The sequence below is a fragment of the Mycobacterium decipiens genome (assembly GCF_963853665.1).
Taxonomy (GTDB): domain Bacteria; phylum Actinomycetota; class Actinomycetes; order Mycobacteriales; family Mycobacteriaceae; genus Mycobacterium; species Mycobacterium decipiens.
Window position 1 is genome coordinate 4,786,663 of the sequence record NZ_OY970459.1, and the last position, 14,507, is coordinate 4,801,169.

Consider the following 14,507-nt stretch of genomic DNA (forward strand, 5'->3'; position numbering starts at 1 on the left):
GGCTGGCAGGGTGCCGGAAAGAGCGGTCCAAACGCCGGTTAGCGGCCGCGTTCTATCGCGTCGGCGGCGATCAAGCTCCGGAGGTCACATGGCCCGCATGCACATCATCGGCGGGTCGCGCCTCGGTCTGCTCCTTGGCCCAGCGGTAGTCCGGCTTGCCGGCCGGTGAACGCTTCACCTCGTCGACAAACCAAATGCTGCGCGGCACTTTGTATCCCGCGATCTCGGCGCGCACGAAACTGTCCAGCTCGGCCAGCGTCGGACGGGACCCAGGCCGGGGCTGCACAACGGCCGCGACTTGTTGGCCGTAGCGGGGATCTGGCACGCCGACCACCAGTGCGTCAAATACGTCGGAATGCCCCTTCAAAGCCGCCTCGACCTCTTCGGGGTAGATCTTTTCGCCGCCGCTGTTGATTGACACCGAACCTCGACCCAGCATGATGACCGTGCCATCGGCCTCGACCTGGGCGTAGTCACCGGGGATTGCGTAGCGGACCCCGTTGATGGTCTTGAACGTCTCGGCGGTCTTCTTCTCGTCCTTGTAATAGCCGACGGGAATGTTGCCCTTCTTCGCGATGACGCCGCGCACGCCCGACCCCGGCTGCACCTCGTTGCCGTCCTCGTCGAGCACGACGGTGCGATGATCGATGGTCACTCGCGGTCCACCGGTATGCGCCTGGCCCGCCACGACGATGCTGGTGCCACCAAACCCGGTCTCCGAAGCGCCGATCGAGTCCGTGATGACCCGGTTGGGCAGCAGTTCGAGCAGCCTCTCCTTGATGCTCGGTGAGAACAGTGCCGCGGTGCTGGCCAACAGGAACAACGACGAAAGGTCGTAGTCGTTGCCCCCTTGTAGCGCGTCGAGCAGCGGGCGCGCCATCGCATCGCCGGTGAAGAACAGCAGGTTCACCTTATGCTTATGAATGGTGCGCCACACCTCATCGGCGTTGAATTCCGGTGCTAGCACGGTGGTTTGGCCCGAGAAGATCGACATCCAGGTGGCCGACTGGGTGGCGCCGTGGATCATCGGCGGAATCGGGTAGCGGATCATCGGCGGATTCGCGGCAGCGGCCTTGGCGAGGTCGTACTCGTCCTTGACGAATTGACCGGTCGCGAAGTCAGTTCCGCCGAACAGCACGCGGTAAATGTCCTCGTGGCGCCACATCACGCCCTTCGGGAAGCCGGTGGTACCGCCGGTGTAGAGCAGGTAAATTGCGTCGGCACTGCGCTCATCGAAGTGGCGTTCCGGCGAGCAGTCCGCGATCGCGGAGTGGAACTCGACGCCGCCGTAGCGCTGATAGTCGTCGTCGGAACCATCCTCGACAACGAGCACCGTCTTGACATTGGGCGTGTCGGGCAGCACATTGGCGACCCGGTCGGAATATCGGCGCTCATGCACCAGCGCCACCATGTCGGAGTTGTCAAACAGGTAGCGAAGCTCGCCGTCGACGTAGCGGAAGTTGACGTTCACCAAGATGGCGCCCGCCTTCACGATGCCTAGCATCGCGATGACGATCTCGATGCGGTTGCGGCAATAGAGTCCGACCTTGTCGTCCCGTTGCACCCCCTGATCGATCAGATAATGCGCGAGGCGATTCGCCTTCTCCTCTAGTTGGGCGTAAGTCAGCTGCTCATCACCACAGATGAGGGCCACGCGGTCGGGCACGGCGTCGATGGCGTGCTCAGCGAGGTCGGCAATATTCAGGGCCACGGCCACCAAACTAGAACGTGTTACATTTCTTGACAAGCCTAGTCATAACGTCGACGGAGAGGGACTAGCCGTGCCCGGAGCGCCAGCAAATGTGGAATCCGGACCCGACGCGCTCGTCGAGCAGCGCGGACACACGCTGATCGTCACGATGAACCGGCCGCATGCCCGCAATGCGCTGAGCACCGAAATGATGCGGATCATGGTCGAGGCCTGGGACCGCGTCGACACCGATCCGGACATCCGGTGCTGCATCCTGACCGGGGCCGGTGGCTATTTCTGCGCCGGCATGGACCTTAAGGCGGCAACTAAGAGACCGCCGGGCGACTCGTTCAAGGACGGTAGCTACGACCCGTCGCGGATCGATGCGCTGCTGAAGGGGCGCCGCCTGACCAAGCCGCTGATCGCCGCCGTCGAGGGACCCGCGATCGCCGGTGGTACCGAGATCCTGCAGGGCACCGACATCCGGGTCGCCGGCGAGAGCGCCAAGTTCGGCATCTCCGAGGCCAAGTGGAGCCTCTACCCGATGGGCGGCTCGGCCGTGCGGCTGGTGCGCCAGATCCCCTACACGGTGGCCTGCGACCTGCTGCTGACCGGACGGCACATCACCGCGGCTGAGGCCAAGGAGATGGGTTTGATCGGGTATGTGGTGCCCGACGGGCAGGCGCTGACCAAGGCGCTACAGATCGCGGAGATGATCTCGGCCAACGGCCCACTCGCCGTGCAGGCCATCCTGCGGTCCATTCACCAGACCGAGGGACTGCACGAGAACGAGGCGTTCAAGATCGACACCCAGATCGGCATCAAGGTCTTCCTGTCCGAGGACGCCAAGGAGGGCCCGAAGGCCTTCGCCGAGAAGCGCCCGCCTAACTTCCAGAACCGGTAGGCCACCGTCGCCGAGCGTGAGCACACTGCGAAAAAACAAGCGGAAATTCGCGCGGGCTTCACGCTCGGCACGCTCAGCGCAGCGGCACGCTAGGGGTGAATACCACCGGCATAGCTTCCAAACCGCTGACGAAATTCGCCGGCCGCAGCGGCAACGCCGAGCCATCGGAGGCCAGCCGCAGGTCAGGGAGCCGTCTCAGCACCCGCTCGGTCATCAGGGACAGCTCCAATCGGGCCAGCTGATTGCCTAGGCAGAAATGGGTTCCGAACCCGAACGCCAAGTGGCTGTTCGGGTTTCGCTGAATATCAAACGACTCTGGCTCATCGAACACCGCCTCGTCGAAGTTGGCCGACTCGAAGAGCAGCATCATCTTTTCGCCTTCACGCAACGCCGTGCCGTGAAACTCGGTATCCGCGGTCAGCACCCGGCACATATTCTTCACCGGTGCGGTCCACCGCAGCATCTCCTCGATTGCCCCCGGAAGCAAAGAAGGGTCGGCCAGCAACAACTCCCACTGATCACGGTTGCGCAGCAGCTGCTCAATACCCCCACTCAACGTATGCCTTGTCGTCTCGTCGCCGCCGATCAGAATGAGCAGCGTCTCCATGATGAGTTCGTCGTCGGTCAGCCGCTCGCCGTCGACTTCGGAACTCACCAGTACACTGACCAGGTCGTCGGTGGGTTCTTGCCGCCGCGCGGCGATGGTGGCCCGGGTGAACTCGGTGTAGGCCGCGAACGCGTCCATGGTGACCTGGAAATCGTCTTGCGACACATGCGAACTGAGGAATGTCACCAGATCGTCGGACCACCGCAGGAACATGTCCCGCTGCTCCGGACGCACCCCGAGCATGTCGCCGATCACCGCCATCGGCAGCGGCGCGGCCAGGTCCCGAACGAAGTCGCACTCGCCGCGTTCGCACACCGCGTCGATCAGCGTGTCGCACAGCGCGGCGATCGATTCCACCTTGTCCTTCACTCGCTTGCGCGTAAAGCCGGCATTGACCAGCTTGCGCCGCAACAAATGTGCGGGATCGTCCATGTCAATCATCATCGGCATGGCGGGCTGGTCGGGACGGATGCCGCCGGCGTTGGAGAACAGCTCGGGCTGCCGCTCGGCGTCGATCACGGCCTGATACGTCGATGCCGCGGCCAGCCCGTTTCGGTCGCGAAATACCGGCTGGTTGGCGCGCATCCACCGATACGCCGCCCGCGCCTCGCGGCTGGCGTAGAAGTTGCCGTCGGCCAGATCCACGTCCGGCTTAGTCCCCGAAATGGCCCCAGCAACCGCTTCAGTCATCGCAATCCTCCGCACTACAGTGAGCGATATGTCTGCTTCACAACACACCATCGCCGGCACGGTGCTCACCATGCCGGTGCGCATTCGCACCGCGAATCTGCACTCCGCAATGTTCTCGGTGCCCGCCGACGCAACACAGCGGCTCATCGACTACAGCGGCCTGCGGGTGTGCGAGTACCTGCCCGGTAAAGCGATCGTGACGCAGATGCTGGTGCGCTATGTGGACGGCGATCTGGGGCAGTACCACGAGTACGGCACCGCGGTCATGGTGAGCCCGCCCGGCACCCAAGCCCGCGGGCCCCGCGCACTGGCCAAGGCTGCCGCGTTCATCCACCACCTGCCGGTGGACCAGGAGTTCACGCTCGAGGCCGGCCGCACCATCTGGGGCTTCCCGAAGATCATGGCCGATTTCACCGTGCGCGAGGACGCCAAGTTCGGTTTCGACGTCAGCGCCGACGGGCAGCTGATCGCCGGGCTCGAGTTCAGCCGTGGCCTGCCGATGCCCACCCGCGGCTCGCAAGTGTTGAAGACGTACTCCCACCGAGACGGTGTCACCCGGGAGATCCCGTGGGAGATGCGGATCGCGGGCATGCGGGCCAGACTCGGCGGCGCCCGGCTGCGACTTGGCGACCATCCCTACGCCAAAGAACTTGCCTCGCTGGGTCTGCCCAAGCGGGCGCTGGTGTCCCAGTCGGCAGCCAACGTGGAAATGACCTTCGGCGACGCGCACCCGATCTGAACCGCAAGAGGGCGAACCCACCAGCCCAATCTAGAACGCGTTCTAATCCTCTGGCAAGGACCGATCAGACCAGGGCGGCAAGGTCGCGGATCTGCTCCGGGCTGCCTGCGGTCACCACCATCATGGTGACCCCGGCGGCCTCCCAGACCGCGATCTGCTTACGCACGTAATCAAGGTCACCGACGATCACGGCGTCGTCGACGAGTTCGTCCGGGATAACCTCCGCGGCCTTGTCCTTCTGGTTGGACCGGAACAGCCGGGTGACCTCATCGACCACCTCCGCGTAGCCCATCCGGCGATAGACGTCGGCATGGAAGTTGGTGTCCTCGGCGCCCATACCACCCATGTAGAGCGCCAGGTATGGCTTGAGTCCCGAGAACGCGGCCGCCCGGTCGTCGGTGACGACGATCTGCGCGGTCGCACAGATCTCGAATTCCTGGCGGCTGCGGCGGGCGCCGGGCCGCGCGAAACCCTCGTCGAGCCATTCGTTGTACATGTCGGCCATCCGCGGCGAATAGAAGATGGGCAGCCATCCGTCACAGATTTCGGCGGCTAGCGCGACGTTCTTCGGCCCCTCGGCCCCCAGCATGATCGGAATGTCGGCACGCAGCGGATGGGTGATGGGTTTGAGCGCCTTACCCAGGCCTGTCGCGCCCTCCCCCGTCACTGGCAGCGGGTAGTGCGGCCCGGAGCTGGTCACCGGCGCTTTCCGGGCCCACACCTGGCGAATGATGTCGACGTATTCACGGGTGCGGGCCAGTGGCTTGGGAAACCGCTGGCCGTACCACCCCTCGACCACCTGCGGGCCGGACACGCCGAGGCCGAGAATGTGCCGGCCCCCGCTGAGATGGTCCAGCGTCAGCGCGGCCATCGCGCATGCCGTCGGGGTGCGCGCGGACAGCTGGATCACCGACGTGCCCAGCCGCAGCCGCTGCGTCGACGAGCCCCACCAGGCCAGCGGTGTGTAGGCGTCGGACCCCCACGCCTCGGCGGTGAACACCGCATCAAATCCGGCGGCCTCGGCCGCGGCGACAAGTTCCGCGTGGTTCTGCGGCGGCTGAGCGCCCCAATACCCCAGCTGCAGTCCGAGCTTCATCTCTGCCTCCCTAAGGCCCGCAATAGGGCCTAGTTGAAACCATTCTTAGAACCTGTTCTACTCGAAGGCGTGACAGCCAGCCCGAGCGGCCCGACGCTGATCGATCACCCTGAGCCGCCTCTCTCCGCCCCGTTGACGTTGTCCTTCGACTACACCCGTTCGGTGGGGCCCACGCTAGGCAAGTTCTTCACCGCATTGCGCGACCGCCGCATATTGGGGGTGCGCGGATCCGATGGCCGAGTGCATGTGCCGCCGGCGGAATATGACCCGGTCACCTATGAACCGCTGGGCGAGATGGTACCGGTGGCCAGTGTGGGCACCGTCGCGTCCTGGACCTGGCAACCCGAGCCGCTGGAGGGCCAGCCGCTGGATCGGCCGTTCGCCTGGGCGCTGATCAAGCTCGACGGCGCCGACACCTTGCTCCTGCACGCGGTAGACGCGGGCGAGCCCGAGACGATAGAAATCGGCACCCGGGTACGCGTGCACTGGGCCGACGAGACCGTCGGCGCCATCACCGACATCGCCCACTTCACCCTCGGCGAGGACGCCGAGCCGACACCTGAGCCCACCGGCGACCTGGACCCGGTCACCATGATCGTCACGCCGGTCCACATGCAGATTGCGCACAGCGCCTCGCACGAGGAGAGCGCGTACCTGCGCGCCCTGGCCGAGGGCAAACTGCTGGGCGCCAGAACACGGAGCGGCAGCGGCGAGAAAGCCAAGGTCTACTTCCCGCCGCACGGAGCCGACCCGGCCACCGGCCTGGCGACCACCGAGTTCGTCGAGTTGGCGGACAAGGGCACGGTCACGACGTTTGCCATCATCAACATCCCGTTCCTGGGCCAGCGCATCAAACCGCCCTACGTGGCGGCCTATGTGCTGCTTGATGGCGCCGACATTCCGTTTTTGCATCTGGTCTCCGAGATCGAGGCGCACGAAGTGCGAATGGGCATGCGCGTCGAGGCGGTGTGGAAGCCGCGCGAGGAGTGGGGACTGGGCATCGACAACATCGAGTACTTCCGCCCGACCGACGAACCGGACGCCGAGTACGACACCTACAAGCACCACCTGTAAAGGGCCCCACCAAATGAGCGCTCGCAACGTCGCCGACGTAGCCGTTGTCGGCTTCGCGCACTTCCCGCACGTGCGCCGGACCGACGGCACCACCAACGGTGTCGAGATGCTGATGCCATGCTTCGCCCGGCTCTACGACGAGCTGGGCATCACTAAGGGCGACATCGGATTCTGGTGTTCGGGCTCTTCGGATTACCTTGCCGGAAGGGCGTTTTCATTTATCTCCGCGATCGACTCGATCGGAGCCGTTCCGCCGATCAACGAATCGCACGTCGAGATGGACGCCGCGTGGGCACTCTATGAGGCCTACATCAAACTGCTGACCGGCGAGGTTGACACCGCGCTGGTGTACGGCTTCGGGAAATCCTCGGCCGGAACGCTGCGTCGTGTCCTGTCGCGACAGACCGATCCCTACACCGTCGCGCCGTTGTGGCCGGATTCGGTGTCGATGGCTGGACTGCAGGCCCGCATTGGACTGGACTCCGGCAAGTGGACCTACGAGCAGATGGCGCGCGTTGCGTTCGATTCCTTCGCAAACGCGCGTCGGGTGGACTCCGTGGAACCGCCGGTCAGCGTCGAGGAGTTGCTCGACCGGCCATTTTTCGCTGATCCGCTGCGCCGCCACGACATTGCACCAATTACCGACGGCGCCGCCGCGGTCGTGCTCGCTGCCGGCGACCGTGCCCGCGAACTACGGGAGAACCCGGCCTGGATCACCGGGATCGAACACCGCATCGAGTCTCCGGCGCTGGGGGTGCGCGACATCACCGAGTCGCCGTCGACCAGGGTAGCGGCCGAGGCGGCCACCGGCGGCAATACCGCCAACCTCGACGTTGCGGAGATCCACGCGCCGTTCACCCACCAGCACCTGATCCTCGCGGAGGCCATCGGGCTTCCGGGTAAGACGAAGGTCAATCCGTCCGGCGGCGCGCTGGCCGCCAACCCCATGTTCGTCGCCGGCCTGGAGCGCATTGGCTTGGCGGCACAACATATCTGGAACGGATCAGCACGACGGGTGCTGGCGCACGCTACCAGCGGGCCGGCGTTGCAACAGAACTTGGTCGCGGTCCTGGAAGGAAAGAGCTGATGGCCGGAAGGCTGGCCGCGGTGCTCGGCACCGGGCAGACCAGGTATGTCGCCAAGCGACAAGACGTTTCGATGAACGGCCTGGTACGTGAGGCCATCGACCGGGCGCTGGCCGATTCCGGCTCCACCTTCGACGACATCGACGCCGTCGCGGTCGGCAAGGCACCCGACTTCTTCGAAGGCGTGATGATGCCGGAGCTGTTCATGGCCGACGCCATTGGCGCGACGGGCAAGCCGCTGATCCGGGTGCACACCGCCGGTTCGGTTGGTGGCTCCACCGGGGTGGTGGCAGCCAGCCTGGTGCAGTCCGGTAAATACCGCCGGGTGCTGGCGATGGCCTGGGAAAAGCAGTCGGAATCCAATGCCATGTGGGCGTTGTCGATTCCGGTTCCCTTCACCAAACCGGTCGGCGCCGGGGCGGGGGGATACTTCGCCCCGCACGTGCGGGCCTATATCCGCCGCTCTGGCGCCCCGACACACATCGGCGCCATGGTTGCGGTCAAGGACCGGCTCAACGGTAGCCGCAATCCGCTGGCGCATCTGCAGCAGCCCGACATCACCCTGGAGAAGGTGATGAAATCTCAGATGCTCTGGGATCCAATACGTTTCGATGAGACGTGTCCGTCGTCGGACGGTGCGTGCGCGGTCGTGATCGGCAGCGAGGAGATCGCGGACGCGCGGCTGGCGCAAGGGCATCCGGTGGCCTGGATCCATGCCACCGCGCTGCGTACCGAGCCGCTGGCGTTCGCCGGACGAGATCAGGTCAACCCACAGGCCGGGCGTGACGCGGCCGCGGCGCTGTGGCAGTCGGCCGGCATAACCAGTCCCATCGACGAGATCGACGCCGCCGAAATCTACGTTCCGTTCTCCTGGTTCGAGCCGATGTGGTTGGAGAACCTGGGGTTTGCCCCCGAGGGCGAGGGCTGGAAACTCACCGAAGCCGGCGAGACCGCTATCGGCGGTCGGCTACCAGTGAACCCTTCCGGTGGCGTGCTGTCCTCCAATCCGATCGGCGCCTCGGGCTTGATTCGCTTCGCCGAGGCCGCGATTCAAGTCATGGGCAAGGGTGGGGCTCACCAGGTTCCGGGTGCGCGAAAGGCCTTGGGACACGCCTACGGCGGCGGCTCGCAGTACTACTCCATGTGGGTGGTCGGCAGCGAGAAACCCGAAAAGAGGGCCGCATGATCGGCGAGCACAAGTCCACACACCCCGCGCATGAGGCCGGTCGCCGCTCCCGGGCGGCGGTCGAGTCCCGCGACAAGGCAGCCTGGCTGGCGGTTTTCACCGACGACGCCATCGTCGAGGACCCCATCGGACCGTCGGCCTTCGACCCGGAAGGCAAGGGCCACCGGGGGCGCGACGCGATCTCCGCCTTCTGGGACAAGGCCATCGCCAACACCGACAGAATCGAGTTCTTCTTCCGCGACACCTACCAATGCGGCAACGAAGAAGCCAACGTCGGGCACATTCTCATCACGACGGGCGAATATCAGGTCACCGCGGAAGGCGTGTTCACCTACAAAGCCAACGACGACGGCCAGCTGGTGGCCCTGCGCGCGTACTGGGAGATGGACCGAGCGGCGGCCAGCGCTCTAAAGGTGTAGCTCGCGCCCCCAGGTGAACCGGGCGATACGACCGACCGGCCGAATGTGATGAATTTCATAATGGATCGCCCGACCGCCGATTCGCGCCTGGACAAATCCGCAGGTAGTCTCCCTCGGGCGCGGTCACTCGGGTGAAAAGGAAGCTGGCCTGTGGATTTGAACAAACTCAGAGGTTGCCGGCTACCCCGAAATCGACGCACCTGGGCCATCGCGCATGTTGGGCTGGTCGCCGTCGCGATCCTTGCAGTCGTCGGCTACCTGATGATCGAGGAAACATCCTCCGGCTGGGCCGCGTCCAGTCGGACCGCACAGCCGACCACCCACTCCGCTCCCACCCAGGTCGTGCTGCCGGTCGACCTTTGGGATCCCGATGGGCTGGCGGTGGACGACCTAGGCGCCGTCTACGTGGCCGATTCGGGTCACAAGCGAGTGCTGAAGTTGCCGGCCGGGGCCACCACCGCGACCGCGTTGCCTTTCAGCGACTCTCTCGTTCCCGCTGGCCTGGCCATAGACAGCAACGGCGGCCTCTATGTCATTGATGAAGTGAGCCACGAGGTACTGAACCTGCCGGCCGGGTCGAAAACCCCAATCGCGCTCCCGTTCAGCGGCCTTGGCGAAGCGCATGGTTTGGCGGTGGACCGCAGCGACAGCCTCTATGTCGTCGACTACGAGAACAACAAGGTGTTGAAACTGCCCGCGGGCGCGACTACCCCCGCCGAACTGCCGTTCAACGAGCTCGATCATCCCTACGATGTGGCGATAGACGATGCCGGCACCGTCTACGTCACCGACAGCGGCAACAATCGGGTGGCGGCACTCACCGCAGGATCGACCACACCGGCATACCTCCCGTTCACCGACCTCAGATTTCCCGCCGGTGTGACCGTGGACCGCAGCGGCAGTGTCTATGTGGCCGACCTGGACGACAACCGGGTGTTGAAGCTGGCAGCCGGCTCGAATACGCAGTCCCAGCTGCCCTTTACCGGACTCTTCTCGCCGATCGACGTGGCGGTGGACGATGCGGGTGCCGTCTACGTGATCGACTACCACCACCGGTTGCTGAAACTGCAGATGGGGTAACCCCGCAGGGACCCGGGCGGCTATCGCCTAGATCGGTTCCAGTCCGGCCAGATGCCGTGCCGCCAGGTCGCGATAGGCCTGCGGGTTGACGTTGACCCACATTTCCGCGCCCGTTCCTTCAATCGGCCCCTTCACCTTGGCGGGCGCCCCGGTTACCAGCATTCCGGCCGGAATCTGGGTGCCGGCCACCACCAACGCTCCAGCCGCAATCATGGCGCGCGCGCCGATCACCGCGCCGTCGAGAACCGTAGCGTGGTTGGCGATCAGCGCCTCGGATCCGACGTGGACGCCGTGGATGACGCATAGGTGTGCCACCGTGGCCCCGGGTCCGATGTCGACCGGGATGCCCGGCGGTGCGTGCAATACCGACCCGTCCTGCACGTTGGCGCCCTCCCGCACGACGACGGGCGCGTAGTCGCCGCGCAACACGGCGTTGAACCATACCGACGCCCCCGCCTCGACGGTTACGTCGCCGACCAGGGTGGCCGTCGGGGCCACAAACGCGGTGGGATCGATCCGGGGCGACCGACCCTCGAAGGAATACAGCGGCATCGTTTACGTATACCGCAATATGCATATGCCGTGGCCAGGCTCGCCGTCGTTGCATTCACCGGAGAGAAAACTGTAACGTGTTCTAGTTGGAGCTAGCGATCTGGAGGTGACAGGGTGAGTACCGACACGAGTGGGGTCGGTGTTCGAGAGATCGATGCCGGAGCGTTGCCGACCAGGTACGCCCGGGGCTGGCATTGCCTGGGCGTCGCGAATGACTACCTGGACGGGAAGCCGCACGGGGTCGAGGCGTTCGGCACCAAGCTGGTGGTGTTCGCGGACTCCCATGGGGACCTGAAGGTTCTGGACGGCTACTGCCGGCACATGGGCGGCGACTTGTCCGAAGGCACCATCAAAGGCGACGAGGTCGCCTGCCCGTTCCACGACTGGCGCTGGGGCGGGGACGGCCGCTGCAAGTTGGTGCCGTACGCCAAACGCACACCCAGAATGGCGCGCACCCGATCGTGGACGACGGATGTGCGCAGCGGCCTGCTGTTCGTCTGGCACGACCACGAAGGCAATCCCCGGACCCCGCGGTCCGGATCCCCGAGCTGGCCGAAGCCGCCAGCGACGAATGGACCGACTGGCGATGGAACAGCATCCTCATCGAAGGGTCCAACTGCCGCGACATCATCGACAACGTCACCGACATGGCGCACTTCTTCTACATCCATTTCGGTTTGCCGACGTACTTCAAGAACGTCTTCGAAGGCCACATCGCCTCGCAGTACCTGCACAACGTCGGCCGGCCCGATGTGGACGATCTGGGTACCTCCTACGGCGAGGCCCACCTGGATTCGGAGGCCTCCTACTTCGGGCCGTCGTTCATGATCAACTGGCTGCACAACCGCTACGGCGACTACAAGGCCGAATCGATCCTGATCAACTGCCACTACCCGGTGACCCAGAACTCGTTCATGTTGCAGTGGGGCGTCATCGTGGAAAAGCCCAAGGGCATGGACGAAAAGATGACCGACAAGCTGTCGCGGGTGTTCACCGAGGGCGTCAGCAAGGGCTTCCTGCAGGACGTCGAGATCTGGAAGCACAAGACCCGGATCGACAACCCCCTGCTGGTCGAGGAGGACGGCGCGGTGTATCAGCTCCGCCGTTGGTATGAGCAGTTCTACGTGGACGTGGCCGACATAAAGCCAGAGATGGTGGAACGCTTCGAAATCGAGGTGGACACCACGCGCGCCAACGAGTTCTGGAACGCCGAGGTCGAAAAGAACCTGAAGGCGAAGGACGCCGAGGCCACGGCTCCCGGCGAAGTGCCCGCCGAGCAACACTAACGGACATGCCCGACGATCAGGCGGTTCCTGACGTCGATCGGCTGGCCCGGTCGATGCTGCTACTGCACGGTGATCACCATGATCACGACGATGCACCCGCGCAGCGCGGTGGGCGTGGATCATGGTCGAAGTCAAGGGATTTCGCTAATGATCCGCAAGGCGCAGCCGCGGTTCGCGAGGCCAGCCGCGCCGACCGCGAACGCTATCTTACGGCGGGCCTGCAGCCGGTGGATTGCCGGTTCTGCCACGTGACCGTGACCGTCAAAAGGCTAGGGCCTGGTCACACGGCGGTGCAATGGAACACTGACGCGTCGGCGCGCTGCGCGTACTTTGCCGAAGTCCGCGCGGCGGGTGGAGATACCGCACGCACTAGGGCCTGCCCGAAGCTGACCGATAGCATCGAACACGCGGTAGCCGAAGGCTATTTGGAGGCGCTGCCCGACGCAGGCGACGACTGAGTCGATCGTCTTTGGAATGATTTCGCGGCACTAGCCGAACAAGCCCGACTGGTTGTTGCTCGAATGGAACGCGCCCGAGACGAACATGCCCGAGTTGGCGAAGCCCGAGTCGAAGCCGCCCGTGGTGATGTTGCCAGAGTTTCCAAGGCCGGTATTGACCGGCGCCCCCGTTGAAGGCACCGGTATTGCAGGCGCCCCGCACCGAGAAACATCCGCAAAGAATTGATTTCCGGAGCCAACACTAGAAAGCTCATCGCGAGCTTCTTCAGCTCGCCTTCCACAAGGAATGCCTAGTAAGCACGAAGTGATACCACTTCGGCACCATGTAGCAAATCCAGCACAAACGTCCCGGTACCACCGGGCCAGCGGGTTACAGCCCGGCGAATCGCTCCTTGACCGTTTCGCCGGTGAGCCCGTAGTCAGCCAGCGAGTACGTGTGCTTGGGAGCCCGGGCGCCGGTCTGGCTTTCGGCGTGGATAGCCGACATGGCCTGTCTCGCCTCCTCGGTTAGGGGCAGACCGAAGTACCGATAGATGTCGGCGGCCGTGCCGAGCGGATCGGCGATCAAATCCTGGTAGTCGACGTCGTAGAACTGGGCCGCATCGTATCTGGCCCGTGCGGCGTTGAACCGCTGCAGCCCGCGCGACCAGGTTTCCATTGCGTCCGCGCCGATCTGGGCGCCGACGAACGTCGTCGACCACCCTTCGGTGGTGTGCTGGGCCAGCGAGCACATCGAGGGCATGATCGTCTCGACCGGCCGATGGGTCTGCACCACGAGGGCATCGGGATAGGTCGCCATCAAGGCGTCCAACGCGAACAGGTGGCTGGGATTCTTCAGCACCCACCGCTTGTCGGCGTCGTTGAGTCCGATCAGCTGAAGGTTGCGGCGGTGCCGACGATAGGACGGGGTCCAGTCCTGTTCCGACAGCCATTCGGCGTAGCTGGGTACATGCGCCAGGGTCTCGTAGGACACCGAATGCAGCGACTGCCGCAGCAGCTGCCAGCATTCCTCCAACTCATATGCGGCCATGAAGTGCAGGCCGGTGTACCCGGGGTTCTCTTCGTGGTGCTGGGCGAACTGCGCGTCGAGCTGGCGATACAACGGGTTGGTTTCCCAGGTTTCCCGCGGGGGACGCGGCTGCGGGTACTCGGCCAGCCACATGTGCAGGCCTTGGTGGGCCGGGTCGGCGCCGAGCAGCCGGTGCAGCGCGGTGGTGCCGGTGCGCACCAACCCGGTGACGAAGATGGGCCGTTCGATGACGACGTCCGCGTGCTGCGGATACCGCTTCCAGGCGGACTCGGACAGCAGCCTCGCCACCAGCGCGCCGCGCAGAAAGAACCGGTTCATCTTGCTGCCCAACACGGTGAGGCCGGCCTCGGCATGGTACGAGTTCAACAGCACGCCGAGCGCCTCGCGATAGTTGTCCTCGTCCGTGCCGAAATCGTCGAGCCCGACCAGTTTGGTGGCCGACGCGTGCAATTCGTCGACGGTGCCGATATCGGTACGACCGGTCATCATTGCGCCGCCTCCTCCTCATCGCTGCGCTCTGCATCGTCGGCGCCGGTCACTATTGCGCCGCCTCCTCCTCATCGCTGCGCTCTGCATCGTCGGCGCCGGTCACTATTGCGCCGCCTCCTCCT

At 64.8% G+C, this 14,507-nt stretch carries 13 protein-coding genes and 1 pseudogene; 9 read left to right on the forward strand and 5 right to left on the reverse strand.

From position 1 onward, the window contains the following. Positions 1-70: 70 nt before the first annotated feature. On the reverse strand, positions 71-1,717 hold the full coding sequence (locus AADZ55_RS21005; RefSeq protein WP_085327032.1) for an acyl-CoA synthetase: 1,647 nt from the start codon (positions 1,715-1,717) through the stop codon (positions 71-73). Positions 1,718-1,802: 85 nt separating this feature from the next. Here AADZ55_RS21005 and AADZ55_RS21010 point away from each other — a divergent pair, with 85 nt between their 5' ends. Continuing rightward, complete coding sequence (locus tag AADZ55_RS21010; protein WP_085327039.1) at positions 1,803-2,594, forward strand: crotonase/enoyl-CoA hydratase family protein; 792 nt, start codon at positions 1,803-1,805, stop codon at positions 2,592-2,594. A 73-nt stretch (positions 2,595-2,667) separates the two neighbouring features. On the opposite strand, the gene AADZ55_RS21015 is transcribed toward AADZ55_RS21010, so the two are convergent. Then, entirely contained in the window at positions 2,668-3,891 is a 1,224-nt protein-coding gene (locus AADZ55_RS21015; RefSeq protein ID WP_085327031.1) for a cytochrome P450, read from the reverse strand. A 28-nt stretch (positions 3,892-3,919) separates the two neighbouring features. Between AADZ55_RS21015 and AADZ55_RS21020 the strand changes: the two genes are divergently transcribed. Beyond that, positions 3,920-4,630, forward strand: a complete 711-nt coding sequence (locus AADZ55_RS21020) for an acetoacetate decarboxylase family protein (RefSeq protein WP_085327030.1) — start codon at positions 3,920-3,922, stop codon at positions 4,628-4,630. 64 nt (positions 4,631-4,694) lie between these two features. Here AADZ55_RS21020 and AADZ55_RS21025 read toward each other — a convergent pair whose 3' ends face one another. Further along, a complete protein-coding gene (locus AADZ55_RS21025) occupies positions 4,695-5,726 on the reverse strand; it encodes an LLM class F420-dependent oxidoreductase (RefSeq protein WP_085327029.1) in 1,032 nt (343 codons plus the stop codon). Positions 5,727-5,795: 69 nt separating this feature from the next. Between AADZ55_RS21025 and AADZ55_RS21030 the strand changes: the two genes are divergently transcribed. The 5 genes from AADZ55_RS21030 to AADZ55_RS21050 all read left to right on the forward strand — a co-directional run bounded on the left by AADZ55_RS21030 (position 5,796) and on the right by AADZ55_RS21050 (position 10,570). Continuing rightward, positions 5,796-6,800 carry a Zn-ribbon domain-containing OB-fold protein gene (locus AADZ55_RS21030; RefSeq protein ID WP_119185074.1) on the forward strand — a complete coding sequence of 335 codons (1,005 nt, stop codon included), beginning with the start codon at positions 5,796-5,798 and terminating at the stop codon, positions 6,798-6,800. 13 nt (positions 6,801-6,813) lie between these two features. Next, positions 6,814-7,887, forward strand: coding sequence for a thiolase domain-containing protein (locus AADZ55_RS21035; RefSeq protein WP_085327028.1), 1,074 nt, complete (start codon positions 6,814-6,816; stop codon positions 7,885-7,887). Next, a complete protein-coding gene (locus AADZ55_RS21040) occupies positions 7,887-9,071 on the forward strand; it encodes a thiolase domain-containing protein (protein ID WP_085327027.1) in 1,185 nt (394 codons plus the stop codon). Before AADZ55_RS21035 ends, AADZ55_RS21040 begins: the two co-directional genes overlap by 1 nt. Continuing rightward, positions 9,068-9,490: a nuclear transport factor 2 family protein gene (locus AADZ55_RS21045; RefSeq protein WP_085327026.1), complete on the forward strand. Its 423-nt coding sequence runs from the start codon at positions 9,068-9,070 to the stop codon at positions 9,488-9,490. The genes AADZ55_RS21040 and AADZ55_RS21045 overlap by 4 nt, the downstream gene beginning before the upstream one ends. Positions 9,491-9,646: 156 nt before the next feature. Further along, on the forward strand, positions 9,647-10,570 hold the full coding sequence (locus AADZ55_RS21050) for an NHL repeat-containing protein (protein WP_423202410.1): 924 nt from the start codon (positions 9,647-9,649) through the stop codon (positions 10,568-10,570). A 27-nt stretch (positions 10,571-10,597) separates the two neighbouring features. On the opposite strand, the gene AADZ55_RS21055 is transcribed toward AADZ55_RS21050, so the two are convergent. Further along, the gene (locus tag AADZ55_RS21055) at positions 10,598-11,122 is read right to left on the reverse strand and encodes a gamma carbonic anhydrase family protein (RefSeq protein WP_085327025.1); all 525 of its coding nucleotides are present in this window, start codon (positions 11,120-11,122) and stop codon (positions 10,598-10,600) included. A gap of 114 nt (positions 11,123-11,236) precedes the next feature. Between AADZ55_RS21055 and AADZ55_RS21060 the strand changes: the two are divergent. Further along, positions 11,237-12,408, forward strand: a pseudogene (locus AADZ55_RS21060) (Rieske 2Fe-2S domain-containing protein). A gap of 5 nt (positions 12,409-12,413) precedes the next feature. Continuing rightward, a complete protein-coding gene (locus tag AADZ55_RS21065) occupies positions 12,414-12,866 on the forward strand; it encodes a hypothetical protein (protein WP_085327023.1) in 453 nt (150 codons plus the stop codon). Between the two features lie 370 nt (positions 12,867-13,236). Here AADZ55_RS21065 and AADZ55_RS21070 read toward each other — a convergent pair whose 3' ends face one another. Next, positions 13,237-14,382 carry a sulfotransferase family protein gene (locus tag AADZ55_RS21070; protein ID WP_085327036.1) on the reverse strand — a complete coding sequence of 382 codons (1,146 nt, stop codon included), beginning with the start codon at positions 14,380-14,382 and terminating at the stop codon, positions 13,237-13,239. Between the last annotated feature and the right edge of the window lie 125 nt (positions 14,383-14,507).

Excerpts from the sequence above, each read along its gene's own strand:
- AADZ55_RS21020 (WP_085327030.1), top strand. The coding sequence starts at position 3,920 with ATGTCTGCTTCACAACACACCATCGCCGGCACGGTGCTCACCATGCCG.
- AADZ55_RS21045 (WP_085327026.1), top strand. The coding sequence starts at position 9,068 with ATGATCGGCGAGCACAAGTCCACACACCCCGCGCATGAGGCCGGTCGC.
- AADZ55_RS21040 (WP_085327027.1), top strand. The coding sequence starts at position 7,887 with ATGGCCGGAAGGCTGGCCGCGGTGCTCGGCACCGGGCAGACCAGGTAT.
- AADZ55_RS21015 (WP_085327031.1), bottom strand. The coding sequence starts at position 3,891 with ATGACTGAAGCGGTTGCTGGGGCCATTTCGGGGACTAAGCCGGACGTG.
- AADZ55_RS21025 (WP_085327029.1), bottom strand. The coding sequence starts at position 5,726 with ATGAAGCTCGGACTGCAGCTGGGGTATTGGGGCGCTCAGCCGCCGCAG.
- AADZ55_RS21055 (WP_085327025.1), bottom strand. The coding sequence starts at position 11,122 with ATGCCGCTGTATTCCTTCGAGGGTCGGTCGCCCCGGATCGATCCCACC.
- AADZ55_RS21070 (WP_085327036.1), bottom strand. The coding sequence starts at position 14,382 with ATGACCGGTCGTACCGATATCGGCACCGTCGACGAATTGCACGCGTCG.
- AADZ55_RS21065 (WP_085327023.1), top strand. The coding sequence starts at position 12,414 with ATGCCCGACGATCAGGCGGTTCCTGACGTCGATCGGCTGGCCCGGTCG.
- AADZ55_RS21035 (WP_085327028.1), top strand. The coding sequence starts at position 6,814 with ATGAGCGCTCGCAACGTCGCCGACGTAGCCGTTGTCGGCTTCGCGCAC.